Here is a 26,643-nt window from a genome sequence, read left to right on the forward strand (position 1 = left end):
CCCCGCCTCTGTCCCCGCGCCGGCCCCCCCCCCCCCCCCCACCCGGGTGGGGCGGGGGCCGCCCCCCGGGGGGGGGGGGGCGCCCCCCCCCCGCGCCCCCCCCCCCACCGCGCCCTTCTCCGTATCCGCAGGCGCGGACCCGGCCAGGGGTCACAGACCGAGGACGTCCTCCAGGCCGATCGTGAGCCCGGGCCGCGAGCCGATGCCGCGGATCGCGGCGAGTACGCCCTGGGCGAAGGAGGCGTGCGAGAGCGAGTCGTGACGGATGGTCAGGAGCTCGCCGACACCGCCGAGGACGACCTCCTGGTGGGCGACCGATCCCGACATCCGCAGGGAGTGCACCGGGATGCCCTCCACAGCGGCCCCACGGGCCCCGTCGAGGGCCGACGTGGTCGCGTCGGGCGCCGGGGCCACCCCGGCCTCCCGGCGCGCCGCAGCGACGAGCTCGGCGGTCCTGCGTGCCGTACCGGACGGAGCGTCGGCCTTCCGCTCGTGGTGGGTCTCGACGATCTCCACCGACGGGAAGTGGGCGGCGGCGAGCTCGGCGAACCGCATCATCAGCACCGCGCCGACCGAGAAGTTGGGCACCACCATCGCCCCGACGCCCGGGTTCTTGGCCAGCCAGGCCTCCAGCTGCTCGACGCGGTCGGGCCCGAAGCCGGAGGTGCCGATCACCGTGTGTACGCCATGGGACAGGCAGAACTCCGCGTTGCCCATCACCGCCTCGAGCGTGGTGACGTCGACGGCCACCTCGGCACCGGCGTCGGTGATCGCCGACAGCTCGTCGCCGCGACCGATCCGTGCGACGAGCTCCAGGTCTTCGGCGGACTCGACGGCCTCGCAGACCGCCGAACCGAGCTTGCCACGTGCACCGAGAACCGCCACTTTAGTCATGAGGCCACACCCTATAGATCACGCCCCAGCAACGATCCACCACCATCCAGTGAACATTTTGCAAGGCTCGCCCCGAGCTTGTCGAAGGGGCTGTGCGCGGAACCGTAGAAGGATCTGGCAGTCTTGGACCCATGGTGGTGCAGACGATCCCTGCTCGGATCCGTTGGGCCGTTGATTTCATGGACATTCAACCGAACGATCATGTCCTTGAGATCGGCTGTGGCCCGGGGGCTGGTGCCGAGCTGATCTGTAGCCGGCTGGAGACCGGAAAGCTGTTTGCGATCGACCGCTCGGAGTCGGGTGTCGATCGTACGAAGCGACGCTGCGCGAAGTACCTGGAGGCAGGACGCCTCACGGTTCGCCAGATCGACCTCGCGACGCTGCGGGTCCCGGTCAAGCGGCTGACGAAGGTATTCGCGTTCAACGTCAACCTGTTCTGGGTGCGTGACGCATCCGCCGAGATCGCGCTGCTCCACGAGCGCGTGCTCCCCGGTGGCACGGTCAACCTCTTCTACGAGGCGACCCAGCGCGAGCAGGTCCCCGAGATCATCGAGAAGTCGAGCAAGGCCCTGGCCGACGCCGGGTTCCGTGTCTCCATCGTCGACTCCAAGGTCCCGGCCGCCGTCGGGATCATCGGCAAGCGCTGAGAGAACTCGAGTCGGCTCGTCATGACGAGCCGACTCGGAGTCAGGCTGGGCCGACCACCGCGAGGATCTCCGGGCGGGTCAGGATCTCGGCCGCGACCTCGCGGCACTCCTCGAGGGTGACCGCATCGATCCGCGCCAGCACCTCGTCGATCGAGTAGAGCTCGCGGTGGACCAGCTCGGCGCGGCCGATGCGGGACATCCGCGAGGCCGAGTCCTCCAGGCCCAGCACGAGGCCGCCACGCAGCTGGCCCTTGCCGAGCTCGAGCTCCTCGGCGGTGATGCCGTCGCGGGCGACGGCGGCCAGCTCGGAGCGTACGACCTCGAGGACCTCGTCGAGCTTGGCCGGCAGGCAGCCGACCTGGACCCCGAAGAGACCCGTCTCGGCGTGGCTGTAGGCGTAGGAGTAGACCGAGTAGGCCAGGCCGCGGTGCTCGCGGACCTCCTGGAAGAGCCGTGAGGAGGTCGCGCCGCCGACGGCGGTGTTGACCACCTCGAAGGCGAAGCGGCGGTCGTCGCCACGCTGCAGACCCTCCCGGGCCAGGATGACGTTGACCTGCTCCAGCGGGCGCTGGGCGCTGATCTCGCCGGGAGCGACCTCCAGCGTGGACCCCTCGCGCGGCGGCACCGGGGCGGCCGAGGCCGCCAGGAAGCCCGCGCCGGAGAAAGCCTTCTCGACCATCGCCACGACCTCGTCGTGATCGACGTTGCCGGCGACCGAGACGACCATCCTGGGGGCGACGTAGCGCTCCCGGTAGAAGGCGTCGATCTCCTCGCGGGTCAGCGCCGAGATCGAGGCCTCCGTGCCGGCGATGCCCCGCCCCAGCGGCGTCTCGGCGCCCCAGGCCTGTGCGGCGACGAGGTTGTGGATCACGTCGTCGGGGTCGTCGTCGTGCATCGCGATCTCGTCGAGGATCACGTCACGCTCGGCCTCGACGTCCTCGGCCGTGATCAGCGAGGAGGTCAGCATGTCGCCCACGACGTCGATCGCGAGCGGCAGGTCCAGGTCGAGCACCCGCGCGTGGAAGCACGTGTACTCCTTGGCGGTGTAGGCGTTGAACTCCCCACCGACGCGGTCCATCGAGGAGGAGATCTCCAAGGCCGTACGCGACGGGGTGCCCTTGAACAGCAGGTGCTCGAGGAAGTGGGAGCAGCCGTGCTGACGCGCGGTCTCGTCCCGGGACCCGACGCCGATGAAGACGCCGATCGCGGCCGAGCGGACCCCGGCCATCTGCTCGGTCACGATCCGCAGGCCCGAGGGATGGACCGTGCGGCGGACCAGCGACGTCACTGCGCCGTTGACCTCGGTCTGCTCGAGCGTGACGGTGGTGCCGGGCTCCTGGTTATAGCCGGAGGACCGGCCGACACCTGCGTGTCGACCGGTCCCCCGGATGCTGCGTGACGCCAAGGTCACTCCTCGTCTGCGGCCTCGGTGGCGGCCTCGGCAGAAGCCTCCTCGGAGGGAGCCTCCTCCTCGAGCACCGGGGCGAGCGACAGCTTGCCGCGGTCGTCGATCTCGGCGATCTCGACCTGGATCTTCTGGCCGACCTCGACGACGTCCTCGACCGACTCCACGCGCTTGCCGCCGTTGAGGGCGCGCAGCTTGGTGATGTGGAGCAGGCCGTCCTTGCCCGGGAGCAGGGCGACGAAGGCGCCGAAGTTGGTCGTCTTCACGACCGTGCCGAGGTAGCGCTCGCCGACCTCGGGCATGGTCGGGTTGGCGATCGCGTTGACCGCCGCGCGGGCGGCCTCGGCGGCGCCGCCGTCGGTCGCGCCGATGAGCACCGTGCCGTCGTCCTCGATGGAGATCTGGGCGCCGGTGTCCTCCTGGATCTGGTTGATCACCTTGCCCTTCGGGCCGATGACCTCGCCGATCTTGTCCACGGGGACCTTCACGGTGATGATCCGGGGAGCGGTCGGAGCCATCTCCTCGACGCCGCCGATGGCCTCGTGCATGACGTCCAGGATGGTCGTCCGCGCGTCCTTGGCCTGGTTGAGGGCCTGAGCCAGGACCTCGGCCGGGATGCCGTCGAGCTTGGTGTCGAGCTGCAGCGCGGTCACGAACTCCGCGGTGCCGGCGACCTTGAAGTCCATGTCGCCGAAGGCGTCCTCGGCACCGAGGATGTCGGTGAGCGCGACGTACTTCGTCTCGCCGTCGATCTCACCGGAGATCAGACCCATCGCGATGCCGGCGACCGGAGCCTTGAGCGGGACACCGGCGTTGAGCAGCGACATCGTCGAGGCGCAGACCGAGCCCATCGAGGTGGAGCCGTTGGAGCCCATCGCCTCGGAGAGCTGACGGATCGCGTAGGGGAACTCCTCGCGGCTCGGGAGCACCGGCAGGAGGGCGCGACGGGCGAGCGCACCGTGGCCGACCTCGCGGCGCTTGGGCGAGCCCACGCGACCGGTCTCACCGGTGGAGAACGGCGGGAAGATGTACTTGTGCATGTAGCGACGGTGCTTCTCGGGGGAGAGCGTGTCGAGCTGCTGCTCCATCTTGAGCATGTCGAGGGTGGTGACACCCAGGATCTGGGTCTCGCCACGCTCGAAGAGCGCCGAGCCGTGGACCCGCGGGATCACGCCGACCTCGGAGTGCAGCGGCCGGATGTCGGCCAGACCACGGCCGTCGATGCGGACCTTGTCACGCAGGACCTGGGTGCGGATGGCCTGCTTGGTGATGGCCTTGTACGCCGCACCGATCTCGCCCTCGCGACCCTCGAACTGGGCGCCGATCTTCTCGAGCAGGGCGAGCTTGATCCGGTCGCCCTCCTCCTCGCGCTCCAGCTTGGTCAGGACGCGCTCGCGCGAGCCCTTGACGCTGTAGAGGTCGGTGACGTCGGCGCCGACGGTGGCCTCGACGGCCTCGTAGACGTCGTCCTGGTAGTCCAGGAAGACCGGGTAGTCCTGAACCGGCTTGGCGGCCTGCTTGGCCAGCTCGGCCTGGGCCTCGACCAGCTGCTTGATGAACGGCTTGGCGGCGTCCAGGCCACCGGCCACGATCGGCTCGGTCGGCGCCTGCGCGCCGGACTGGACCAGGTCCCAGGTCTGCTCGGTGGACTCGGCCTCGACCATCATGATGGCGACGTCGCCGGTGTCGGTGACGCGGCCGGCGACGACCATGTCGAAGACGGCGTTCTCGAGCTGGCTGTGGGTCGGGAAGGCGACCCACTGGCCCTCGATCAGGGCGACGCGCACGCCGCCGACCGGGCCGGAGAACGGCAGGCCGGAGAGCTGGGTGGACATCGACGCGGCGTTGATCGCGAGCACGTCGTAGGGCTGGTCGGGGTCGAGCGCCATGACGGTGATGACGACCTGGACCTCGTTGCGCAGACCCTTCTTGAAGGTCGGGCGCAGCGGGCGGTCGATCAGGCGGCAGGTGAGGATCGCGTCCTCGCCCGGGCGACCCTCGGAACGGAAGAAGGAGCCGGGGATCTTGCCCGCGGCGTACATCCGCTCCTCGACGTCGATGGTGAGCGGGAAGAAGTCGAAGTGGTCCTTCGGCTGCTTGGAGGCGGTGGTCGCCGACAGCAGCATCGTCTCGTCGTCGAGGTAGGCGGTCACGGAACCCGCGGCCTGCCGGGCGAGGAGCCCGGTCTCGAACTTGACGGTGCGGGTGCCGAACTTGCCGTTGTCGATGGTCGTCTCGACGGCGGTGATGACTGGTTCGGTCAAGGAATTCGTCCTTAGTCTTTGTCGCGGAGCGTCCCCGCGCCGGGCGTGTGCGCTCGTTGCGCACAGGGCCGGTCTTCGATCGAGACCCTCAGCCTTCGCGGCAGCTGCCGCAGTCTGGGAGTCACTACCGAGGACCGAGCCGGTCGGGCGGGCCGCTCCTGGTGATGATCATTTCTGGGTGCGCCGGCCGGTGGCCGTAGCACTCTCGGTCCAGCCTATCCGCCGACCGCCCGAAACGTGGAACGCGCGGCTCCGACCGTTGCGGGGTTGCGTCTCAGACGACGGTGACGGGGTGTCGCACGACGGCGTCGAAGAAGTAGCCGCCGGGGTTGTGGGCGGCGACGTCGGGCTGGGTGCGGCCGGCCCGGTCGGTGGCCCGGACGAGGATCTCGTACGTCCCCGGCTCGGGGTTGCGCCAGGTGTGATCCCACTGCGCCCAGCCGAGGCCGTGGCCGCCGGTGGGGCGACCCGGGGCGTGCGGGACCGCCCGCGCCCAGGTCTCTCCCCCGTCGGTGCTGATCTCGACGCGGGCGATCGGTGCGGCACCGGACCAGGAGCGGCCGCTCAGCACGATCCGGTCGCCGGCCGGGATCTCCGCGTTCCACTCGAGCTCGAGGGCGGAGCGGACCGGGTTGACGGTGAGCGGGCCGTCGACGTTGTACCACTTCGTGTCCCAGGGCGAGGTCAGCACGCTCGTGGACACCTCCAGCGAGCCGAGCCACTTGATGCTCGCGATGCCGATCCAGCCGGGCAGCAGCAGCCGCAGCGGGAAGCCGTGGTCGGGCAGCAGGTCCTCACCGTTGGCGCCCCAGACGAGCAGGGCGTCGTCGAAGGCCTTCTCGATGGGGAACGGGCGCCGCACCCGGCCGTAGTCGACACCCTTGTCCACATAGCCGGCATCGAGACCGGTGGCCTGCACCGAGACCGCGTCCTGACGGATGCCGACGGCGGTGAGGACGTCCCCCAGGCGTACGCCCTTCCAGCGGACCGCGCCCACCGCGCCCAGCGTCCATTTGGTGCCGCTGACCTCCTGGCCCTGCTGGGTGGTGAAGAAGCTGCGGCCGTTGCCGGTGCACTCGTGCACCGAGGTCGTCTCGACGTGCCGGAAGGCCTTGAGGTCGTCGAGGGTGAGCCTGACACCGGCGGCCTCACGCAGCCCGTCGCCGAAGATCTCCAGCTCGTACGTCTCGCGGTCGATCTGCGGGGTCGCGGTGTGGTTGCGCACGAAGAGGTCGGCCTGCGGGGTCAGGTAGCGGCGCGGGTCGACCGAGTCCCAGCGGGTCTCGGCGTTGGTGCCGTAGTCGATGAACCGCTCGACGGGCAGCGGCTTGAGGATCGCCGGCGCACCCGCGGCGGCGCCGGCCGTCACCGAGTCCGTGACCTGGGTGGTGCCCACCGCTGCCGCCCCGAGCGCCGCGGTGGTGAGGAAGGTGCGTCGGTTCAGACCTGGGGACGTCATGACCGGATATTAACATGACCAACTTACTCTTGTTTAGCCTTCGCGAGTCTGCTCGGCCACCAGATCCGGTCACCGGCGTCGAGGTTGATGGCCGTGACCAGGATCGATCGGACGATCATCGTGTCGAGCATGACCCCCAGCGCGACGGTCACCCCGATCTCGGCCAGGAAGACCATCGGCAGCGAGCCGAGCACCAGGAACGTCGCGGCGAGGACGACCCCCGCCGACGTGATCACGCCGCCGGTCGAGGTCAGGCCGACGAGCGACCCCGCGCGGGTGCCGCGGACCTGCGCCTCCTCACGCACCCTGGTCATCAGGAAGATGTTGTAGTCGATGCCCAGCGCGACCAGGAACACAAAGGCGAACAGCGGGAACGAGGGATCCGTCCCGGCGAAGCCGAAGACGAACTCGAAGATCAGCACCGAGATGCCGAGCGCCGCCCCGAACGACAGGATCACCGTGCCGAGCAGGATCAGCGGGGCGACCAGCGCCCGGAGGAGCACCATCAGCACCAGCAGCACGACCAGCAGGACGATCGGGATGATCACCAGGTTGTCGCGCTGACTGGCCTCGAGGGTGTCGAACATCATCGCCGAGGTGCCGGTGACCAGCGCACCGGAGCCGTCCACCTCGCGCACCGCCGAGCGTGCGTCGGCCACGATGTCGTACGCCTGGGGCGAGGTCACGTCGGCGTCCACCACCGCCGCGATCGCGACGACGCCGCCCTGCGGTGGTCCCAGCGGGAAGCTCGCCATCTCCCCCGCCGGGGTCTCGGTGGGCACCAGCCCCTCGACGCCGTCGAGCGCCTGCTGCACCGGCCCCTGCGCCGCCTCGTCGGCGACCACGAGCAGCTGGTTGGACTGGTCGGCCATGTCGTGGTCGATCAGCACCTGCTGGCCCGTGATCGAGTCGAACTCCTTGGTGTAGGTCTCGTCCGACGCCAGGCCGTTGGCATCGAGCCGCAGCAGGCCCAGGCAGGCGAGGAGCAGCAGGCCCGTCGTCACGATCCAGACACGGCGCGGCCGGACCGAGACCCTCTCGCCGACCCGCGCCCACAGACCGGTCTGGGTCGGGTCCTTCGACCCGAAGGTCGGGCGCTTCGGCCAGAAGACCCACCGGCCGCAGATGACCAGCAGGGCAGGCAGCAGCGTGACCATCACCAGATAGGTCACCCCGATCCCGACGGCCACGACCGGACCCATCCCGGCGGTCGAGTTCATCTCCGCGAAGGTCAGGCAGAGCATGGCCAGGATGACGGTCACGGCACTGGCGAGGATCGCCGGGGCGGCCCGGTGCAGGGCATGGGCCATCGCGTCGTGACGGTCCTCGAAGTTGCGCAGCTCCTCGCGGTAGCGGGAGACCAGCAGCAGGGCGTAGTCGGTGCCGGCGCCGACCGCGAGGATGCTCAAGATCGCCTGGCTCTGGCCGTTGACGGTCAGGCCCGCGTCCTTCGCCAGGAAGTAGACCAGGCCCATCGTCACGCCCAGGCCGACCACGACCGAGACGATCGGGAAGAGCCAGAGCACCGGGCTGCGATAGACGAACAGCAAGATGACCACGACGACCGCGAGCGCGGCCAGCAGCAGCGTCGTGTCGATGCCGCCGAACGCCTCCGCCGCGTCGGCCGCGGAGCCACCCTGCCCGGTGACGTGCAGCGTCACGTCGTCGTGGTCGGCGATCTCACGGACCTCGTCGACGAGGCCGGGCATCTTGTTCCAGCCGTCCGCGCCGAGGTCGAAGGTCACGGTGACCTGGGCGACCTCGCCGTCCCTCGACAGCAGTGGTGGCGCGATCTCCCCCTCGACCCCGTCGAGCCCGCCTAGCGCGGCGATGTCGCCCGAGGCGACCGCGGCGAGGTCGGCCCCGGTGGTGGCGGTCGAGGTGTAGACGAGCGTGGTGGGGATCGCGTTGGGGTTCTGGAAGGGGCTCATCTTGTCGAACCCGCGGGTCGACTCCGCCGAGGCCGGCAGCCACGAGCTGGCCTCGTTGTTCTGCACCTCGGTCAGCTTGCCGGCGAAACCGCCGAGGGCGACCACGGCGAGCAGCCAGAACACCACGACGACGTACTTCGTCCTGGGCCCGGTCAGCTTGCCTGCGATCTGTCGATGCACGGTTTCAAGACTGCGCCTCATTCACCCGGAAACGCATCAGTAATACCCCAAGAGCCCCCGCTGAGGCCCAACCTTCCCTAAAACAGGCGAACGGGCCGCCCCCGTGTGGGGACGGCCCGCTGCCTACGAAGATCAGGAGATCAACGACGAAGGCCGAGCTTCTCGATGATCGAGCGGTAGCGCTCGATGTCCTTCTTCTGAAGGTAGTTGAGAAGGCGGCGGCGCTGGCCGACGAGCAGCAGCAGACCACGACGGCTGTGGTGGTCGTGCTTGTGCTCCTTGAGGTGGTCGGTCAGGTGGGAGATGCGGTGCGACAGCAGCGCGATCTGCACCTCCGGCGAGCCGGTGTCACCCTCGGTCGTGGCGTACTCGGCGATGATCTTCTTCTTGGTCTCCGCGTCAGTTCCAACTGCCATGCGAAGGCTCCCTTCCGGCCCGTAGGCCCACTCGTTGCGCGGCGCGCCCGGGCCTGTTCACCGGGGCACTCTTGGTCCGCGGCCGATTTCACGGCTTGAGTCGCCGACCCCCATGGGCCGACAACCCGAGAAGATTAACAGCGAGCCGGCGTACGCCCCGAATCGCCGCCGGATCACGCCACGAGCACGAGCCGCGCCACCAGCCGGCGCAACCTCCACCACAGCTTCATCGTTCCATCACCCTCGACCTCGTCTCTCCGCCATATGGATCGACGCTGCGGAACCGGGATCGGTTGCATCGGTCTGATCATGGCTGGTCGGCGGTACCCGGAGACACGCTCGCGGATGCACTGGGCGAAGCACTTGGCGAGCCCGTCGCGATTCCGGGCAGCGAGGCCTCGGGTACGGTCGCCAGCGGCGGCTCCTGGATCGCCGGCGCGTCCTCGCTCCCGTCGGCAAAGGCGTTCGGGTCGAGCTCGATGCCGGACTGGACCCGGCTGGGCAGCGGGAAGACGTTGTAGAGCTGCGCGGCGCCGTTGGACCACGGGTAGAAGATCCGCGGCTGCAGCGACTCCCCCGTGTTCTGGTCGATGCAGAACTCGGTGGTGATCCCGTCCTCATCGGGCACCGCAGGCGGGAGCGGAGCGGCAGTCGTCGAGGTGCAGTCGGGCTGGGTGACGACCTCGATCGGCCGGCCCTCCTGGTCGAAGAGCTGGACGCCGGTCAGCGGCTTGCCGGAGGCGTCGTACGGATAGATGTTGCTGACCCACTTCCCGTTGGAGTAGATCCCGGCCTGCTCGTCGATCGGCGCGGCGTAGCCGCCACCCGACTCCATGATCCCGTCGCTGTAGCCGCGGTCGTAGTCGGAGGCCGTGACCTCGCTCGCCCAGCCCATGATGAGCACGAACGCCGCGAACGCGTTCAGCCCCACGAGCACGACACGCGCAGCGGTCCCCCGCTCGCCGCCGGGCCAGACGCGGCCGGCGCCGATGAACATGCTGACCGCCACGGCCACGATGAGGAGCAGCACCCCCGGAGCGCTCGACATGCCCCACCCGAAGAACGCCGAGACCACCCAGGCCGCGGCCCAGGCACGCACGATCCACCACAGCGGCCGCAGCCAGGCGACCACCGGTCCCAGATCCGTACGCAGCAGCTCGCCGAGCTTCGCGACCGCGGAGTCGAAGCGAGCGTGCCCGGCGTCCAGGAGCCCGTCGGCCCGCTCCGCGAGACCGCGGGGCGCCTTCACGCCCACGGGGATCCCGGCCGCTGCCCGCAGCTCCTGGGCGTACTCGACCGGATCTCCGAGCGCCTCGGGCCCGCGCTCGGCGACGAGCTCGGTGAAGTCGGCCTCGAGCCCGTCGGTGATGTCGCTGAGCACCTCCGGGTCGAGGTCGGCGAGCTCCTGGCGTACCCGGGTCAGGAAGAGCCGCGCCTCCGGCGCGACGTTCGCCTCTGCATCTGTGGTCGTCATGCGCTTGCCCCTCGGAGGATCTCGGTGACGGTGGTGGAGAAGTGGGACCAGTCCTCGCTCTGCTGCTTGAGCTGGCCTTGCCCGGCAGGCGTGATGCCGTAGTACTTGCGGTGCGGACCGGACTCCGACGGCACGACGTAGGAGGTCAGGGAACCCGCGGCGTACAACCGCCGCAGGGTGCCGTAGACCGACGCGTCCCCGACGCCCGTGAGCCCGCTGTCGCGGAGCTTGCGGACGATGTCATAGCCGTAGGCGTCCTCGCCGTCGACGACGGCCAGGACGGTCAGGTCGAGCACCCCTTTGAGCAGCTGGGTGGTATCCATGCTTGGCACACTACTACGCAGTGCGCACTACTTGCCAGAGCATTGCACCTCGCGCCGCCGAGAACCTCGGCGGCGCAGCCCGGCCGTGATCCTAGGAGCGACCGCGGACGTCGCGGACGAAGTCCTTCCAGGCGGCCGTGTCACCGGCCGGACCCTGGCCGCGTGCCGGCCCGGTGAAGGTGCGCACCTGGACCGGCTGGGCCGGCTGGGTGGGGGCGACGCGGGCGAGGCTGGTCTGCGCGGTCGGCAGCGCGACGCTCGTACGCAGCTGCTGGCCGTAGCCGCCGGGCGCTCCCCCGGGGCCACCGCCGGAGATCAGCGACGACATCGGCGTGTACTCCTCCACCTCGTCGCGCTTGCCCGGGATCGCCAGCCAGATCAGCGCGATCAGGAACCCGGTCGCCCACCCGTACGTCACCCCGTACGCAGCGCCCGAGGCGAGCACGTCGCCGAGCGAGGCGACCACCGAGGCCTCGCGGCCGTCGCTGAGGTAGGTGTAGAGGCTGTCGGCGACCTGACCGGTGGCGGTGGCGAGGGTCGCGGCGAACCAGCAGCCGAGGAACACCGGCCAGAACGCCCGCGGCCAGATGCCGATGGTGCCGAGCCAGGTCAGCAGCCAGGTGAGCACGAAGACCGTCGCGGTGAGGATGCCCGAGTGCACCACGTCGTCGCCGGAGAAGAGGCCGCCGAACGAGCCCTCACCGAAGTAGGTGAGCCGGTCACCGAGCAGCGAGGCCACCCAGCCGGCCGAATCGGTGCCGTTCTCCTCGATCCAGGTCGAGAACGGCGCCGAGCCGGAGAGGAACTGCAGGGCCCAGAGCCCACCGGTGACGAGGACCGCGTTGAGGAAGGCCGGGATGCCGCCGCGGGGGCGATCGGCCTCGACCTCGGTCTCGTAGGCGGACGTGGGCGTGGAGTGGGGATCCATAACCAGCAATTCAACCGCACCCGGCCCCGGCTGAACAGGCCGCCCGATCTACGACTCGGTAAGACCCTGCTGAAGGATGCGGCGAGCGCGCTCGACGTCGGCGTGCATCTGCTCGACGAGCGCGTCGATCCCCTCGAAGGCGACCATGCCGCGCAGCCGCTCGACGAAGGCGACCTCGACCTCGACGCCGTAGAGCTCGAGGTCGTCGCGGTCGAGCACGTAGGACTCGACGCGGCGTCCGACCACGCCCTCGAAGGTGGGGTTGGTGCCGACCGAGATGGCGGCGGGGAACCGCTCGCCGGTGTCGCGCCGGGTCAGCCAGCCCGCGTAGATGCCGTCGGGCGGCACCGCGGTCAGCGAGTCGGTGGGTACGTTGGCCGTCGGGAAGCCGAGCTCGCGGCCCCGCTGGTCACCCTTCACCACGACGCCACGCACGGAGTAGGGACGGCCCAGCGCCTCGGCAGCCCCGGAGACGTCGCCGGTCGCCAGACACGTACGGATGTAGGTCGAGGACCACACCTGGGGCCCGCCGTCGAGCGGGATCCCCTCGGCGGAGAAGTCGTGGATCTTGCCGTAGGCGACCAGGTCGGCCACGTCGCCGGCGGCCTTGCAGCCGTAGCGGAAGTTGGCGCCGACCACGCAGGCCTCGGCGTGCAGCGCGTCGACGAGCACGCGCTGGGCGAAGTCGTCGGGCGACCAGTTGGCCATGTCCATGTCGAACGGCAGCGCGAGCACGGCGTCGGCACCGGCCGCGTGCAGCAGCTCGGCGCGCTCCTCCATGGTGGTGAGCACACCGGGCGCGTGCTCGGGCCTCAGCACCGCCATCGGGTGCGGGTCGAAGGTGACCGCCACCAAGGTGAGGTCCTTGGCGTCCGCCACCTCCCGCCCCCGCCTGATCACGTGCTGGTGCCCGAGATGGACGCCATCGAAGTTGCCGACGACGACACACGTACGCCCCAGGCCGGCCGGCACCTCACTCAGACTTCGCCACAACACGGCCACAGAATATCGGGGACCGCTCACTCGGACGTGACCTGGGCCGTCTGTCGGGCACGGAGCGTGAGATAGACGGCGCGCATTCCCACGGCTCGCTCGATCTCGCGCAGCACCGTACCGAAGAACTGCTCGCGGTAGGTCTCGTCCGTGACGGTCGAGACGGTGAGGTAGAGCGAGGAGAACCCGGCGAGGAACAGCGCGACCTTGACCAGCTCGCCCGACACGTTCGGCAGCCAGGACAGGTTGTGCAGCGACTCCTGACCGGTCCAGCCCAGCTGCACCCCGTCGGTCATCACGATCGCGCCGAACAGCAGGAAGAACGCGAAGACGGCGACCGCGATCAGCACCACCTGGGTGGCCTGGATGACGAGCAGCGCCAGCACCAGGTTCCAGCGCTCGAAACCGGTCACCTGGGCGAGCTCGGCGGGGTCGGTGCCGCGGCCCTCCCGGGCGTCCTCGACGAGCTCGGCACAGGCGGCCTCCAGCGGCGTGCCCCGGCACGTGCGCGTCAGGAAGGCGGCGTCCACGTCGTCGTCGATCCGGTCCACCTCCTCCGGCAGCCGGACCAGCAGGAACGCGGTCGCCGACCCGGCGAACAGGAGCGTGACCAGCCACAACGCACCCAGGTCGAGGTTGGCCGACATCTCCCAGACCTCGGCGTTGATGAACAGGAACGTCATGAACAACAGCAGCAGCGGCAGGGCCCGCAGGGCCATCGGCAGCAGCCTGGTCAGCGACCCGAACGTACGCCCCATCGCCCACACCAGGATCGGCCGGAACCGCATCGCCGTCAGCGCATACCACCCCGCCGCGGCCCCGCCCAGGGTCAGCAGCAGCGCCGGCGCCGCCCCGACGTCGCCGGTGGTCCAGGCCAGTGCCACCCCCGCGGCCAGGGCGACGACCACGACCACCACACCCACCCGGACCGTACGCCGCGGCCGCATCGCCGCTCTCACCGCGACGCGCTCCTCCGGGACGAAGTAGGTCAGACCGTTGTGACGGAACCAGGAGTCAGTGAGCCGAAGCGCCTCGGCAGATCCGTTCTGCTTCACAAGCGCGTCATCCTCGCAGGCTTTACTTGCCCGGTCTCCGTCACCCGACGAAGACCGCGCTCGCCTTCGCGGTCGTCGCTCCGACCGGCTCGTAGAGAGCCAGGAACTCCCCCTCGGGGGCGAACACGGCGGTGAGACCATCGATGGCCAGCGTCAGCTTGCGGCCGAAGCGTACGTCCTGGGCCTGCTCCTCGGAGAGGTCGACCGAAGCGAACGCGGCCCGGGCGGCATCGGCCAGCGGCAGGACCGCGAAGTGGTCGGTCAGCTCCTCGAGCGTCTTGGCCACCTCGAGGTCGTAGGGCCCGACCGCGGTGCGGCGCAGCATCGTCAGGTGTCCCCCGACCTCGAGGGCGGCCCCGACGTCGCGGGCGATCGCCCGGATGTAGGTGCCCGAGGTGCAGCGCACGGAGATGTCGACATCGACCACGTCGCCCTCGCGCCGGACCTCGCCGACGGTGAGCTCGTGCACCGTGACCGGCCGCGCCTTCAGCTCGACCTGCTCCCCCTCGCGTACGCGCTGATAGGCACGCTTGCCGTCGACCTTGATCGCCGAGACCGCGGTCGGCACCTGGAGGATGTCGCCGACCTGGGTGGCGAAGGCGCTGCGGACGCGCTCCTCGTCGAGCCCGGCGGCCGAGCGCGTCTCCACCACGTCGCCCTCGGCGTCGTCCGTGGTCGTCGAGACGCCCAGCCGCACGGTCGCGTCATAGGACTTCTCGGTCAGCATCAGGTGGCCGAGGAGCCGGGTGGCGCGCTCCACCCCCAGCACGAGCACGCCGGTGGCCATCGGGTCCAGGGTGCCGGCATGCCCGACCTTGCGGGTGCCGGCCAGCCGCCGCACGCGCGCGACGACGTCGTGGGAGGTGACCCCGGCCGGCTTGTCGACGATGACGAGCCCGGGCACGGGGCCGGTGAGAGGAGCGGTCACTCCTCGTCGTCCTCGTCCCAGTCGTCCTCGGTCTCACGAGGCTTCTTGTAGGGGTCGGCCTCGCCGGCGTAGGTCTCCCCACGAGCGGCGGCGACCGCGTCGTCCTGCGCCTTGGCGCGGGCCAGCACGTCGTCGAGGTGGCGAGCCGTCTCCGGCAGCGCGTCGTGGATGAAGTCCAGCGTCGGGGCGGTGCGGGTGCCGAGCTGCTTGGCGACCTCGGAACGGATCAGCCCCTTGGCCGACTCCAGCGCCGCGGCCGTGCCGGCCAGCTCCGCCTCCGAGTCGGCGCCGAGCACCGTGTAGAAGATCGTCGCCTGCTGGCTGTCGCCGGTCACCCGTACGTCGGTGACGGTGACGAACCCGATCCGCGGATCCTTGATCCGCCGCTCCAGCATCTGCGCGACGATCACCTTGATCCGGTCAGCGATCCGGCGAACCCGTGGGCTACTCATGTTCACACTCTCTCAAATAATCGAAGTAAATCGAGACGTTGGCCGGGCCGCGACTGCGACCCGGCCAACGTCAGAGGCTGAATCAGCCTCGGGGAATCTCCACCATCTCGAAGGCTTCGACGATGTCGCCTTCCTTGATGTCCTGGAAGTTCTTCAGGACCAGACCGCACTCGAAGCCCTCGCGGACCTCGGAGGCGTCGTCCTTCTCGCGGCGCAGCGAGGCCAGGTCGAGGTTGTCGGCCGCCACAGAGCCGTCGCGCAGGACGCGGACCTTGGCGTTGCGGCGGATGACACCGTCGGTGACCATACAACCGGCGATGTTGCCGGCCTTCGACGAGCGGAAGATCGCGCGGATCTCCGCGTGGCCGAGGACCTTCTCCTCGTACTCCGGCTTGAGCATGCCCTTGAGGGCCGCCTCGATCTCCTCGATCGCCTGGTAGATGACCGAGTAGTAGCGGATCTCGACACCCTCGCGATCGGCCAGCTCCGTCGCCTTGCCCTGCGGGCGGACGTTGAAGCCGATGATGATCGCGTCGGAGGCAGCAGCCAGGTCGACGTTGGTCTCGGTGATCGCACCGACACCGCGGTCGATGACCCGGATGGAGACCTCGTCGCCACCCACGTCGATCTTGGCCAGTGCGTCCTCGAGCGCCTCGACCGAACCGGACACGTCGCCCTTGAGGATGAGGTTGAGCTCCTGGCTCTCGCCCTTCTCCATGGAGGCCATGAAGTCCTCCAGCGTGCGGCGTACGCGGCGCTTGGCCTGCTGCGCGGCACGCTCGCGTGCCTCGCGCTTCTCGGCGATCTGGCGAGCCATCCGGTCGTCCTCGACGACCAGGAAGCTCTGACCGGCACCCGGCACCGCCGAGAGACCCAGGACCATCGCCGGACGCGACGGGGTCGCCTCGGTGATCTCGTGGCCGTACTCGTCGATCATCGCGCGGACACGACCGTGGGCCGGGCCGGCGACGATGGACTCACCCACGCGCAGCGTGCCGCGCTGGACCAGGATGGTCGCGACGGGGCCGCGACCGCGGTCGAGGTGAGCCTCGATCACGATGCCCTGCGCGTCCTGGCTGGCGTTGGCCTGCAGGTCGAGCGAGGCGTCGGCGGTCAGCACGACGGCCTCGAGAAGGCCATCGATGTTGATCCGCGACTTCGCCGAGATCTCGACGAACATCGTGTCGCCGCCGTACTCCTCGGGGATGAGGCCGTACTCGGTCAGCTGGCCACGGACCTTGGTCGGGTCCGCCTCCGGCTTGTCGATCTTGTTGATCGCGACCACGATCGGGACACCGGCCGCCTTGGCGTGGTTGAGCGCCTCGATGGTCTGCGGCATCACACCGTCATCGGCCGCGACCACGAGGATCGCGAGGTCCGAGGACTGCGAACCACGGGCACGCATGGCGGTGAACGCCTCGTGACCCGGGGTGTCGATGAAGGTGATCTTGCGCTCGTTGCCGTCGACCTCGGTCGAGACCTGGTAGGCACCGATGTGCTGGGTGATGCCACCGGCCTCGCCCTCGATGACGTTGGCGTCACGGATGGCGTCGAGCAGCTTGGTCTTACCGTGGTCGACGTGACCCATGACGGTGACGACCGGCGGTCGCACCGTCCAGTCGGACTCGTCGCCCTCGTCGCCGAGCTCGATGTCGAAGGACTCCAGCAGCTCGCGGTCCTCGTCCTCGGGGGAGACGACCTGGACGATGTAGTTGAGCTCCTCACCGAGCAGCTCGAGGGTCTCGTCGTTGACGGACTCGGTCGCGGTGACCATCTCACCGAGGCCGAACAGCATCTGCACCAGCTGGGCCGGGTCGACGTTGATCTTCTCGGCGAAGTCGGTCAGCGAGGCGCCACGGGCGAGACGCACGGTCTCGCCGTTGCCCTTGCGTACGCGGATGCCACCGATCGTCGGGGCCTCCATGGCCTCGAACTCCTGGCGACGCGCCCGCTTCGACTTCCGGCCACGGCGCGAGGGACCACCCGGGCGACCGAAGGCACCCTGGGTCGTGCCGCGACCACCGGGACGACCGGCACCGGGACGACCGCCACCGGGACCGCCGCCGAAGCCGCCGCCACCGGGACGACCGGCACCGCCGCCGCCACCGGGACGCCCACCGGCGCCCGGACGACCGCCGCCGCCACCGGGACGACCCGGGGCACCGGCACGACCGCCGGGACCGCCACCAGGACGGGCACCGAACGCGGCCGGGGACTTCGGCATCATCGCCGGGTTGGGACGCGGCATACCGGGACGGCCACCGGCCTGGCCACCCTCACGGGCAGCAGCAGGACGCGGCGGACGCTGGTCGCCACCGGCCGGGGCACCGCCCTGGCCACCCTGACCCTGGCCTCCACCCTGGCCGCCGGGACGCGGACGCCCCATGCCCTGGTTGGAGGAGAAGGGGTTGTTGCCCGGGCGCGGAGCGCCGGGCTTGCCGACCGGACGCGGTCCGGGACGACCGGCACCGGCGCCACCGGTGCCACCCGCGCCACCGCGGGCCGCAGGGGTCTGCGGACGAGCGCCGGGCTTCGGGGCACCGGGCCGGGGCGCACCCGGCTTGGGAGCAGCCGAGCGGCGGTCGCCGCTGGGCGCCGCGTTCGGGCTGGGCTTGGGAGCGGCCGGTGCGGCGGACGCCGCAGGGGCCACCGGCGGAGCCTCGGCCTTCTTGGCCGGGGGCTTCGGGCCGGGCTTGGGCGCAGCAGGCTTGGTCGCCGCGGGCGCCTCGGCAGCCTTCTCGGGCGCCGTGTCCGCAGCCTTCTTGGGGGCCGCGGGCCTGGGCGCTGCCGGCTTGGGGCCGGGCTTGGGGGCGGCCTTCTCGTCCGTGGACGCGGAACCACCCTTGCCGCCGGCCTTCAGGCCGGGGCCGATCTCCTTGCGGAAACGCATCTCCGCAGGGAGCTCGACGGTCGAGCTCGCCGACTTGACGAACTCACCCATCTCCTTGAACTTCTCGAGAACGAACTTGCTCTCGACTCCGAACTCTTTGGCGAGTTCGTGGACTCGGGTCTTAGCCACGTTTCTCCTTCTGGCCACAGACCCGAATCCGGGTAAACCTGTGACCACTAATGGTTGTAGAACACGCTCATCGCGAAGTACTCATCGAGTGCTCATGAGCTTTTGCTCCAGTTCCTGGTCAGTTGACCGTCGGCGACGGTCGTGGATGTCGGGCGCGTGTCGAGGTAGTCCTCCACCGGTGCGCTGGAAAGCCCGCCCTCGGCCCCCCTGCCTTTCGGGAACAGGGCCCGGGTGAACGCCTTCCGGCGCACCGCGAGTTCGTAACACTCACGCGTGGGGTGCACATGCGCCCCTCGCCCGGGTGCGGTGGCTGTCGGATCGGGCAGCACGGCCGGCTGGCCATTGCGGTCCGAGCCGGCGGTCACCCGCAACAACTCGCGCTTGGCGGCCCGCTTCCGGCAACCCACGCACGTACGGACGGGTCCGAGCTGCGTAGTTTCTTCGAGGCGTGCCACCGATCCTTAACACTACCGCTTCGGGGGTTCGGTAGACGAAACCGGGGCACCGGTCGTTCTTATTCCGTGACCCGTGCTCACAGGATCGCGGCGATCTCCGGCCAGGCTCGCCGGCCGAGCTCGCGGTCGGCCTCCTCCGATCCGCCCCACGCGATCCTGCGGCTGAGCGGGAGCACGGGCTCACCGGGCAGCACGACCCGGTGGCCGGCATCGGGATGGGAGACCACGGTCGTCTCCAGGTCATGGGCCGTACGTCGCCGTCGCACTGCCTCCGCGAAGAGGACCGAGGGCCACAGCGCGTCGTCTCCCCCGGCGACCAGGACGACGTCGCCGGCGATGCGCTCGACCGGGATGGTCGCGGCGGGCACGCGGTCGGCGTACTTCTCCAGGGCCGAGAGGTAGGCCTCGCAGAACGACGGGAGCTCCCCGTCGGCCTCCTTCACCGCGTCCTCGAGGGCCTCGTCGTCGAACGGCACGAACGGCACCGGCTCGCCGCGCAGCGTCCACGAGGACCGCTGCGGCCGCTCCTCGCTCAGACCTGCCCAGGCGACGTACGTCGGGGAGATCGCGACCACGGCGTCGATCTCGGGGTGCAGGGTGCCGAGCAGGAGCGCGGCCTGGGCGCCCCAGGACGTCCCGAGGACGACCAGCCGCTGATAGCGGGAGTGGAGATCGGCGAGGACGTCGTCGAACGTCTCCAGCGGCACCGACCGGGCCTCGCCCGGCTGTCCGGGACCACCGAAGTAGCGGATCGACGCCGCAGCCACCCCGTGCGAGGCGAGCATCCGGCACCGGTCGGTCTCGATCCGCCCCGATGACCCCGAGAGCACGAGTACGCCGGTGGTGGCCCCCTCGGGCTCCAGCAGGACGCCCTCGGGGCCGGTCAGAGTGGTCTCACGCACGATCAGGCGACCGGGGTCTCCTCGTCGGAGCGGATGTCGATGCGCCAGCCGGTCAGGCGAGCGGCCAGGCGGGCGTTCTGCCCCTCCTTGCCGATGGCCAGGGAGAGCTGGTAGTCGGGCACCACGACACGGGCCGACTTGGTCGCCTCGTCGATGATCTGCACCGAGGAGACCCGGGCCGGCGAGAGCGCGGAGGCGACGAGCACCTTCGGGTCCTCGGACCAGTCGACGATGTCGATCTTCTCGCCCTGCAGCTCGGACATGACCTGGCGGACCCGCTGGCCCATCGGCCCGATGCAGGCGCCCTTGGCGTTGACGCCGGGGACGGTCGACTTGACCGCGATCTTGGTGCGGTGACCGGCCTCGCGGGCGATCGCGGAGATCTCCACGGTGCCGTCGGCGATCTCGGGCACCTCGAAGGAGAAGAGCTTCTTGACCAGGTTGGGGTGGGAGCGGGAGAGCGTGATCTGGGGACCGCGCATGCCCTTGCGCACGCTGACCACGAGCGCCTTGATCCGGGTGCCGTGGCTGTAGTCCTCGCCCGGCACGCGCTCGGAGAGCGGGATGACGCCTTCGAGCCGGCCCAGGTCGACGAGCACGTCGTCGGGGTTGCGGCCCTGCTGGATGACGCCGGAGAGGATGTCGCCCTCCTTGCCGGAGAACTCACCGAACTTCACGTCGTCCTCGGCGTCACGCAGCCGCTGCAGCACGATCTGCTTGGCGGTGGTGGCGGCGATCCGACCGAAGCCCTCGGGCGTGTCGTCGTACTCCCCCACGACGTTGCCCTCGTCGTCGACCTCGGACGCCAGCACGCGTACGTGCCCGGTCTTGCGGTCCAGGTCGACCCGCGCCTTCGTCTGGGCGCCGGCGGTCTTGTGGTAGGCGGTCAGCAGCCCCTGCTCGATCGCCTCGACGAGCACATCGAGCGAGATCTCCCGCTCCCGCTCCAGCATCCGCAGGATGCTCATATCGATGTCCATGGCCTACTCCCCCTCGTCGATCCGCTTGAACTCGATCTGCACAAGCGCCTTCTTCACGTCCGCGTACGCCACGTCGCGGCGCTTGCCGCTCACCTCGAGGCTCACCCGCTCATCGTCGGACTCCTTGACCCGACCGGTGAACGCGGAGCCGTCGGTGGCGGTGACCTTGACCAGGCGACCCTTGTTGCGGCGCCAGTGGCGCGGCAGGGTCAGCGGCCGGTCGACCCCGGGAGAGGTCACCTCGAGCGTGTAGGGCTGCTCGCCCATGACGTCGGACTCGTCGAGGACCCGGTTGACCTCACGGGTTGCCTCGGTGACCTCCTCATGGGTGATCCCACCGTCCTTGTCGACGGCGATCCGCAGGATCCGGCGCTTGCCGGCCGGCGTGATCTCCACGGCCTCGATGTCGAGACCCAGGGCCAGAAGCGGGTCCGCGAGGGCCTTTTCGATGGCACTCGCGATCGCGTCCTTCCGCTCAGCACTCAACGCGATCTCCCCCTGCATCCTGTTGTCCGGTCCTGTTGTATGTGCGCTTCCGAGCACGCGGCGCATCTGATGACACCATACCTGTACGCCTCGGGTGTCTCGAACAGCGCGCGGCTGTGTTGGAAAGCCGCTGACGCGACTCCCGCCGGGTGTCGTTAGGGTTCCTCACGTGACCAGCGCACGTGCCCTTCGGATGCTCTCGCGGCGCACCGCCGTGGGTGCCGCCGTGATCGCCCCGCTGGCCGCCTCGGCGTGTTCGGCCTCGGAGACGCTGGATCCTGTCAAAGCACCTCCACCGAGCACTCCCCCGGCCCCCGCCAACCCCGACCAGAGTGTGATCGACGCCACGGTCGCGGCGATCCTCGGCGCCGACGAGGGCGCCCCGTCGGCGTTCGTACAGCTCCATCGCGTGCACATCGAGGCGCTGGCGCCGTCCAAGGGCGTGACCGCGGCGCGGGCGACCGGGCGCTGGCAGGAGCGCCAGCTCGCCCTGGTCACGACGCTCACCGCCGCGGCCGGGCGCGCGGCGGACCCGCAGCTGATCACGCTGCTCGCCTCGGCCGCCGCCGGTCAGCAGCAGCTCCTGCACGGGCGAGGTCTGGCATGACCACGGCCACCTCGGCCTCGACCGAAGCGGTCCAGGCGGCGCTCGCGGTCGAGCACTCCGCGATCTACGTCCTGGGTGCTCTGGGCGGGCTCACCTCGGCGACGTCCTCGCCCGCCCTGGCGCAGGCGCTCCTGGACTCCTACGACGACCACGTGAACGCCCGTGAGGCGCTGGCCGCGCACGTGGTGGCCGCCGGGATCGAGCCGGTTGCCCCCTCCGCCGTCTACGACCTGCCCCGCCGGATCGGGTCGGAGGCCGGCGTCCGCGCCGCGGCGCTGCGGCTGGAGCAGGACACCACCGCGACCTATCTCTCGCTGGCCCCGAAGGCGACCGGGAGCGACCGGACCCTGCTCATCCAGCTGCTCTGCCGGGCAGCCGCGCGGCAGCTCGACCTGGGCGCGAAGCCGAGGGCGTTCCCCGGCACCTGATCCTCACGAGCCGACGTCGCCCGCGAAAACGAACGTGGCCCGCGAACCGTCCGGCGCGGGAGACTCCCGAGATGTCTCCCGAGACCGGGCGGCTCGCGGGCCAGGTTGGGCCTGGACACGAGGCCTGAGAAGTCGCCTGGGGGCTGAACCTCTCTTGCAGAAGTATGCAATCCCCGCTGAGGATGGCCCAGACCCGCAAAATCGCATTGCAAGAACTTGCAACTTTTCTCGGCGTCATTCCCAGGAGCGAACGATCTGGTGTATGTCGCTCAGCCGTTCCGCGACAGCGTCCGGAGAGCCCTCGCTGTGGCCCATCTGACTGCTCGGGATGTTGCTGTGCGGGATGTGGATCGCCCGCAGACCGGCCTTCTGAGCACCGTACACATCATCGAAGAGCCTGTCGCCCACGTAGACGCATCGAGACGGATCAGAGACCTCCACGGCCGCCATCGCCGCGTGGAACGCCTCCTCGGCGGGCTTCGTCCAGGGCACCTCGGAGGTGTAGACGTCGCCGTCGATCAGGTCGAGCACCCCGTCGCGCTCGAAGAACCCGCGGTGCCACGCGCGCGGCCAGATCGTGTTGGACAGCACCCCGACGCGTACGCCGTCGGTGCGGAGCGCCTCCCACAGCGGCCCGACCTCGGGGTCAGTCAGCGTGTGCGGCTCCCAGAACGCGTAGTAGGCGTCGAGCAGCTCCGGGTCGTGCTCGAGCCCGGCCTCGTCGAAGAGGTCACCGATCGCCGAGCTCTGCTGGTGGTCGCGGCTGCGGGCCCAGATCGTCTCTCCGGCCCGGTGGAGCCTGGTCGCGTTGACCGGATGGTCGTCGTCGCAGGCGCCGCTCACCGCCTGCGCGAGCGCCAGCGACTCCGCGTGGAAGTCGATGTCGTGCCACTTCGTCAGCGTGCCGCCCCAGTCGAAGATCACCGCGTCGATCGCCATGCCAGGACCCTACCGACGTCCGGACTCACATATGTCCGGTCTCCACATAGGAGCGATGCCAGGAGAGCGCCTCGCCGAGGAGGTGCGGCGTGTGCAGGGCGTCGGGACGCTCGCGCTGGGCCCGCTCGAAGTAGTCGGTGAGCCGGTCGCGGTAGTCGGGGTGGGCGCAGCTGCCGATGATCTTGCGTGCCCGCGCACGGGGCGAGAGGCCACGCAGGTCGGCCAGCCCCTGCTCGGTGATCACGACCTGCACGTCGTGCTCCGTGTGGTCGACGTGGCTCGCGAACGGCACGATCGAGGAGATCGCGCCGTTCTTCGCGGTCGAGGGGGACACGAAGAAGTTGAGGTAGGCGTTGCGGGCGAAGTCGCCCGAGCCACCGATGCCGTTGACGATCGAGGAACCGGCGACATGGGTGGAGTTCACGTTGCCGTAGATGTCGGCCTCGACCATCCCGTTGATCGCGATCAGCCCCAGCCGCCGGACGACCTCGGGGTGGTTGGAGATCTCCTGCGGCCGCAGCAGGATGCGTCCCTTGTAGTGGTGGATGTCGTCGTTGAAGCGCTGTGCGCCCTCCTCGGAGAGCCCGAAGGACGTCGAGGAGACGCCGATCAGCTTGCCCGAGTCGAGCAGGTCGAGGAGGCCGTCCTGGATCGTCTCGGTGTAGGCCGTCAGATGCTCGAACTCGGCGTCCAGGAGGCCGGCGAGGACGGCGTTGGCGACGTTGCCCACGCCCGCCTGGAGCGGGAGCAGGCTCGGGTGCAGCCGGTCGTTGCGTACCTCGTGACGCAGGAAGTCCACGAGGAGGTCGGCCATCGCACGGCTCTGGTCGTCGATCGGGCGCAGCGGCGAGTTGCGGTCGGGCTGGTCGGTCTCGACGACGGCGACCACCTTCGCGGGATCGACCCGGAGGTAGGGGTCGCCGATCCGCTGCATCGGCGTGGTCAGCTGGATCGGCGCCCGCTGCGGCGGGAGCCGGGTGCCGTAGTAGATGTCGTGGAAGCCCTCGAACCCGCGTGGCTGCCAGCTGTTGACCTCCAGGATCACCCTGTCGGCGTTGTCCAGCCAGGTCTTGTTGTTGCCGACGCTCGAGGTGGGCACGAGCAGCCCGTTGGGCAGGATCGCGGCCACCTCGACCACCGCCACGTCGAGATCCCCGTAGAAGCCGAACCAGCTGTGCTGGGCGACGTGGGACAGATGTACGTCGACGTACTCGACCTCCCCCGCGTTGATCTGCTGGCGCAGCAGCGGGTCACCGTTGTAGGGCAGTCGCTTGGAGACGCCGTGCGCCTCGGCGAGCGCGCCGTCGAGGTCGGGTGCGGTCGAGGCCCCGGTCCACGCCTGGACCCGGAACTCCTCGCCCTTCGCATGAGCCGCGCGCATCCGCTCCGCCAGGGCCGCCGGCACCGCCTTCGGGTGTCCGGCTCCGGTGAACCCGGAGAAGCCCACGGTCTGCCCCGGGCCGATCTGCTCGGCCGCCTCCGCGGCACTCATCAGTCGTCCGGCGAGCCCACGGTCGAGGATCCTGTCTCCCGTCATGGGGTCGATCTTGCCTCACCACGAGCCTCGCGCCCGCCGAAGCGGCGGCCGGAACGCAGTTGTGGGAGACGAAACTCACGTCTCGTCTCCCACAACGACCGATCGGGCGGGGTGGCTCAGCCGCGGACGACCTCGGTGAGGTGGGCGACGGCGTCGGCGAGGGCGACCTCGGTCTTCTCGCCGCTCCGACGGTCCTTGACCTCGACCTTGCCCTCGACCAGACCCTTGCCGACGGTGACGATCGTCGGCACGCCGATGAGCTCGGCGTCCTTGAACTTCACGCCCGGCGAGACCTTGGGACGGTCGTCGTAGAGCACGTCGATGCCGGCGGCCTCGAGCTCAGCGGCGAGCGAGGCCGCGGCCTCGAAGACGGCGGTGTCCTTGCCGGTGGCGACCAGGTGGATGTCGTACGGAGCGACGTTGCGGGGCCAGGCGAGACCGATGTCGTCGAGGGTGCCCTCGGCGATGGCGGCCACGGCGCGGGTGACGCCGATGCCGTAGGAGCCCATCGTGACGGTGACCAGCTTGCCGTTCTCGTCGAGCACCTGCAGGCCCAGCGCGTCGGCGTACTTGCGGCCGAGCTGGAAGACGTGACCCATCTCGATGCCGCGGGCCAGCGTCAGCGGGCCGGAGCCGTCGGGAGCCGGGTCGCCCTCGCGGACCTCGGCGGCCTCGATGGTGCCGTCGGGGGTGAAGTCGCGACCGGCGACCAGGTCGATGACGTGCTTGCCCTCGACGTTGGCGCCGGTGACCCAGCGGGTGCCGGTGACCACGCGGGGGTCGACGAGGTAGCGGATGCCGGAGGCCGACTCCTCCCCCAGCGCCTGGGGGCCGATGTAGCCCTTGACGAGCTCGGGGTGCTTCTTGAGCTCGACGTCGTCCATGGGCTCGACCTCGATCGGCTCCAGCTGGCCCTCGAGGCGCTTGATGTCGACCTCGCGGTCACCGGGCAGGCCGATCGCGAGCGGCTCGGAGGTGCCGTCGGGGTGGCGCAGCATCACGAGGACGTTCTTCAGCGTGTCGCCGGCCTCCCAGGGCCGGTCCTCGCGCGGGTACGCCTCGTTGAGGTGGTCGACGAGGGTCTGGATCGTCGGGGTGTCGGGGGTGTCCTCGGCGTGGGCAGCCGGCACGCCCTCGTAGGAGATCGGCTCGGGGGCCAGGGTCGTGACCGCCTCGACGTTGGCGGCGTAGCCGCCGGGCGAGCGGACGAACGTGTCCTCGCCGGCCTCGGAGACGGCCAGGAACTCCTCGGAGGCCGAGCCGCCCATCGCGCCGGAGGTCGCCTTGACGATGACGTACTCGAACCCGAGGCGGTCGAAGACCTTGACGTACGCCGCGCGGTGGGCGTCGTAGGCCGCCGAGAGCCCCTCGTCGGTGTAGTCGAAGGAGTAGGAGTCCTTCATGATGAACTCGCGCCCGCGCAGCAGCCCCGCGCGGGGACGCGCCTCGTCACGGTACTTCGTCTGGATCTGGTAGATCGCCAGCGGCAGGTCCTTGTAGGAGCCGTAGAGGTCCTTGACCAGGAGCGTGAACATCTCCTCGTGCGTGGGCCCGAGCAGGTAGTCGGCCTCCTTGCGGTCCTTGAGCCGGAAGATGCCGTCGCCGTACTCCGTCCAGCGGCCGGTCGCCTCGTAGGGCTCGCGCGGCAGCAGCGCCGGGAAGTGCACCTCCTGGGCACCGATCGCGGCCATCTCCTCGCGGATGATCCCCTCGACCTTGCCGAGCACCCGCAGACCGAGCGGCAGCCACGAGTAGATCCCCGGAGCAGCGCGGCGGATGTACCCGGCACGGACAAGCAGCTTGTGGCTCGCGACCTCGGCGTCCGCGGGATCCTCACGCAGGGTCCGCACGAACAGGGTCGACATACGGGCGATCATGCGGGCAAGAGTACGGCGGACCGGACCGGTCCCGCGAACCGGTTGGAATTGGCGTTGCAACCCC

At 70.0% G+C, this 26,643-nt stretch carries 24 protein-coding genes; 3 read left to right on the forward strand and 21 right to left on the reverse strand.

From position 1 onward, the window contains the following. Positions 1-150: 150 nt before the first annotated feature. Positions 151-894, reverse strand: a complete 744-nt coding sequence (gene dapB / locus ACZ6WN_RS29950; RefSeq protein ID WP_465869897.1) for a 4-hydroxy-tetrahydrodipicolinate reductase — start codon at positions 892-894, stop codon at positions 151-153. Positions 895-1,073: 179 nt separating this feature from the next. On the opposite strand from dapB, the gene ACZ6WN_RS29955 reads away from it, so the two are divergent. Then, on the forward strand, positions 1,074-1,541 hold the full coding sequence (locus ACZ6WN_RS29955) for a class I SAM-dependent methyltransferase (RefSeq protein WP_336738557.1): 468 nt from the start codon (positions 1,074-1,076) through the stop codon (positions 1,539-1,541). A 40-nt stretch (positions 1,542-1,581) separates the two neighbouring features. On the opposite strand, the gene ACZ6WN_RS29960 is transcribed toward ACZ6WN_RS29955, so the two are convergent. From ACZ6WN_RS29960 to rimP, 17 genes are all read right to left on the reverse strand, one after another. After that, positions 1,582-2,952, reverse strand: coding sequence for a M16 family metallopeptidase (locus ACZ6WN_RS29960; RefSeq protein ID WP_465869899.1), 1,371 nt, complete (start codon positions 2,950-2,952; stop codon positions 1,582-1,584). Next, positions 2,949-5,210, reverse strand: a complete 2,262-nt coding sequence (locus tag ACZ6WN_RS29965; RefSeq protein WP_465869900.1) for a polyribonucleotide nucleotidyltransferase — start codon at positions 5,208-5,210, stop codon at positions 2,949-2,951. Before ACZ6WN_RS29965 ends, ACZ6WN_RS29960 begins: the two co-directional genes overlap by 4 nt. Positions 5,211-5,484: 274 nt before the next feature. After that, the gene (locus ACZ6WN_RS29970) at positions 5,485-6,669 is read right to left on the reverse strand and encodes a molybdopterin-dependent oxidoreductase (protein ID WP_465869902.1); all 1,185 of its coding nucleotides are present in this window, start codon (positions 6,667-6,669) and stop codon (positions 5,485-5,487) included. A 23-nt stretch (positions 6,670-6,692) separates the two neighbouring features. Continuing rightward, entirely contained in the window at positions 6,693-8,780 is a 2,088-nt protein-coding gene (locus tag ACZ6WN_RS29975; protein WP_465869904.1) for an MMPL family transporter, read from the reverse strand. A 140-nt stretch (positions 8,781-8,920) separates the two neighbouring features. Beyond that, positions 8,921-9,196 (reverse strand): 30S ribosomal protein S15, encoded by a 276-nt coding sequence (rpsO, locus tag ACZ6WN_RS29980; RefSeq protein ID WP_008363208.1) that lies wholly within the window; start codon positions 9,194-9,196, stop codon positions 8,921-8,923. Positions 9,197-9,503: 307 nt separating this feature from the next. Continuing rightward, positions 9,504-10,670, reverse strand: a complete 1,167-nt coding sequence (locus tag ACZ6WN_RS29985) for a hypothetical protein (RefSeq protein WP_465869905.1) — start codon at positions 10,668-10,670, stop codon at positions 9,504-9,506. Further along, on the reverse strand, positions 10,667-10,993 hold the full coding sequence (locus ACZ6WN_RS29990; RefSeq protein ID WP_465869906.1) for a PadR family transcriptional regulator: 327 nt from the start codon (positions 10,991-10,993) through the stop codon (positions 10,667-10,669). Before ACZ6WN_RS29990 ends, ACZ6WN_RS29985 begins: the two co-directional genes overlap by 4 nt. Before the next feature lie 91 nt (positions 10,994-11,084). Next, the gene (locus ACZ6WN_RS29995; protein WP_465869908.1) at positions 11,085-11,921 is read right to left on the reverse strand and encodes a hypothetical protein; all 837 of its coding nucleotides are present in this window, start codon (positions 11,919-11,921) and stop codon (positions 11,085-11,087) included. A 48-nt stretch (positions 11,922-11,969) separates the two neighbouring features. After that, positions 11,970-12,917, reverse strand: coding sequence for a bifunctional riboflavin kinase/FAD synthetase (locus ACZ6WN_RS30000; protein WP_465869910.1), 948 nt, complete (start codon positions 12,915-12,917; stop codon positions 11,970-11,972). 23 nt (positions 12,918-12,940) lie between these two features. Next, positions 12,941-13,969 carry a hypothetical protein gene (locus tag ACZ6WN_RS30005; protein WP_465869911.1) on the reverse strand — a complete coding sequence of 343 codons (1,029 nt, stop codon included), beginning with the start codon at positions 13,967-13,969 and terminating at the stop codon, positions 12,941-12,943. Positions 13,970-14,009: 40 nt separating this feature from the next. Then, positions 14,010-14,897 (reverse strand): tRNA pseudouridine(55) synthase TruB, encoded by an 888-nt coding sequence (gene truB, locus ACZ6WN_RS30010; RefSeq protein ID WP_465869913.1) that lies wholly within the window; start codon positions 14,895-14,897, stop codon positions 14,010-14,012. Then, positions 14,894-15,349: a 30S ribosome-binding factor RbfA gene (gene rbfA, locus ACZ6WN_RS30015; RefSeq protein ID WP_465869914.1), complete on the reverse strand. Its 456-nt coding sequence runs from the start codon at positions 15,347-15,349 to the stop codon at positions 14,894-14,896. Before rbfA ends, truB begins: the two co-directional genes overlap by 4 nt. Positions 15,350-15,431: 82 nt before the next feature. After that, positions 15,432-18,368, reverse strand: coding sequence for a translation initiation factor IF-2 (infB, locus tag ACZ6WN_RS30020; RefSeq protein ID WP_465869915.1), 2,937 nt, complete (start codon positions 18,366-18,368; stop codon positions 15,432-15,434). Positions 18,369-18,460: 92 nt separating this feature from the next. After that, positions 18,461-18,823 carry a YlxR family protein gene (locus tag ACZ6WN_RS30025; RefSeq protein ID WP_465869916.1) on the reverse strand — a complete coding sequence of 121 codons (363 nt, stop codon included), beginning with the start codon at positions 18,821-18,823 and terminating at the stop codon, positions 18,461-18,463. Between the two features lie 77 nt (positions 18,824-18,900). After that, a complete protein-coding gene (locus tag ACZ6WN_RS30030; protein ID WP_465869917.1) occupies positions 18,901-19,725 on the reverse strand; it encodes an alpha/beta fold hydrolase in 825 nt (274 codons plus the stop codon). A gap of 2 nt (positions 19,726-19,727) precedes the next feature. Further along, positions 19,728-20,705 carry a transcription termination factor NusA gene (nusA, locus tag ACZ6WN_RS30035; protein WP_465869918.1) on the reverse strand — a complete coding sequence of 326 codons (978 nt, stop codon included), beginning with the start codon at positions 20,703-20,705 and terminating at the stop codon, positions 19,728-19,730. A 3-nt stretch (positions 20,706-20,708) separates the two neighbouring features. Further along, positions 20,709-21,191, reverse strand: a complete 483-nt coding sequence (gene rimP / locus ACZ6WN_RS30040; protein WP_465869919.1) for a ribosome maturation factor RimP — start codon at positions 21,189-21,191, stop codon at positions 20,709-20,711. A 169-nt stretch (positions 21,192-21,360) separates the two neighbouring features. Here rimP and ACZ6WN_RS30045 point away from each other — a divergent pair, with 169 nt between their 5' ends. Together ACZ6WN_RS30045 and ACZ6WN_RS30050 are read left to right on the forward strand one after the other, a co-directional pair. Next, a complete protein-coding gene (locus tag ACZ6WN_RS30045; RefSeq protein ID WP_465869921.1) occupies positions 21,361-21,798 on the forward strand; it encodes a hypothetical protein in 438 nt (145 codons plus the stop codon). Beyond that, the gene (locus ACZ6WN_RS30050; RefSeq protein ID WP_465869922.1) at positions 21,795-22,226 is read left to right on the forward strand and encodes a DUF4439 domain-containing protein; all 432 of its coding nucleotides are present in this window, start codon (positions 21,795-21,797) and stop codon (positions 22,224-22,226) included. The genes ACZ6WN_RS30045 and ACZ6WN_RS30050 overlap by 4 nt, the downstream gene beginning before the upstream one ends. A gap of 234 nt (positions 22,227-22,460) precedes the next feature. Here the strand turns inward: ACZ6WN_RS30050 and ACZ6WN_RS30055 are convergent, their stop codons facing one another. The 3 genes from ACZ6WN_RS30055 to ACZ6WN_RS30065 all read right to left on the reverse strand — a co-directional run bounded on the left by ACZ6WN_RS30055 (position 22,461) and on the right by ACZ6WN_RS30065 (position 26,579). Next, positions 22,461-23,165, reverse strand: a complete 705-nt coding sequence (locus tag ACZ6WN_RS30055) for an HAD family hydrolase (RefSeq protein ID WP_465869923.1) — start codon at positions 23,163-23,165, stop codon at positions 22,461-22,463. 25 nt (positions 23,166-23,190) lie between these two features. Next, positions 23,191-24,702, reverse strand: coding sequence for an acetyl-CoA hydrolase/transferase family protein (locus tag ACZ6WN_RS30060; RefSeq protein ID WP_465869924.1), 1,512 nt, complete (start codon positions 24,700-24,702; stop codon positions 23,191-23,193). A 116-nt stretch (positions 24,703-24,818) separates the two neighbouring features. Beyond that, positions 24,819-26,579, reverse strand: coding sequence for a proline--tRNA ligase (locus tag ACZ6WN_RS30065; protein ID WP_465869925.1), 1,761 nt, complete (start codon positions 26,577-26,579; stop codon positions 24,819-24,821). Positions 26,580-26,643: the final 64 nt, after the last annotated feature.

Source organism: Nocardioides sp. NPDC054178 (assembly GCF_055585005.1).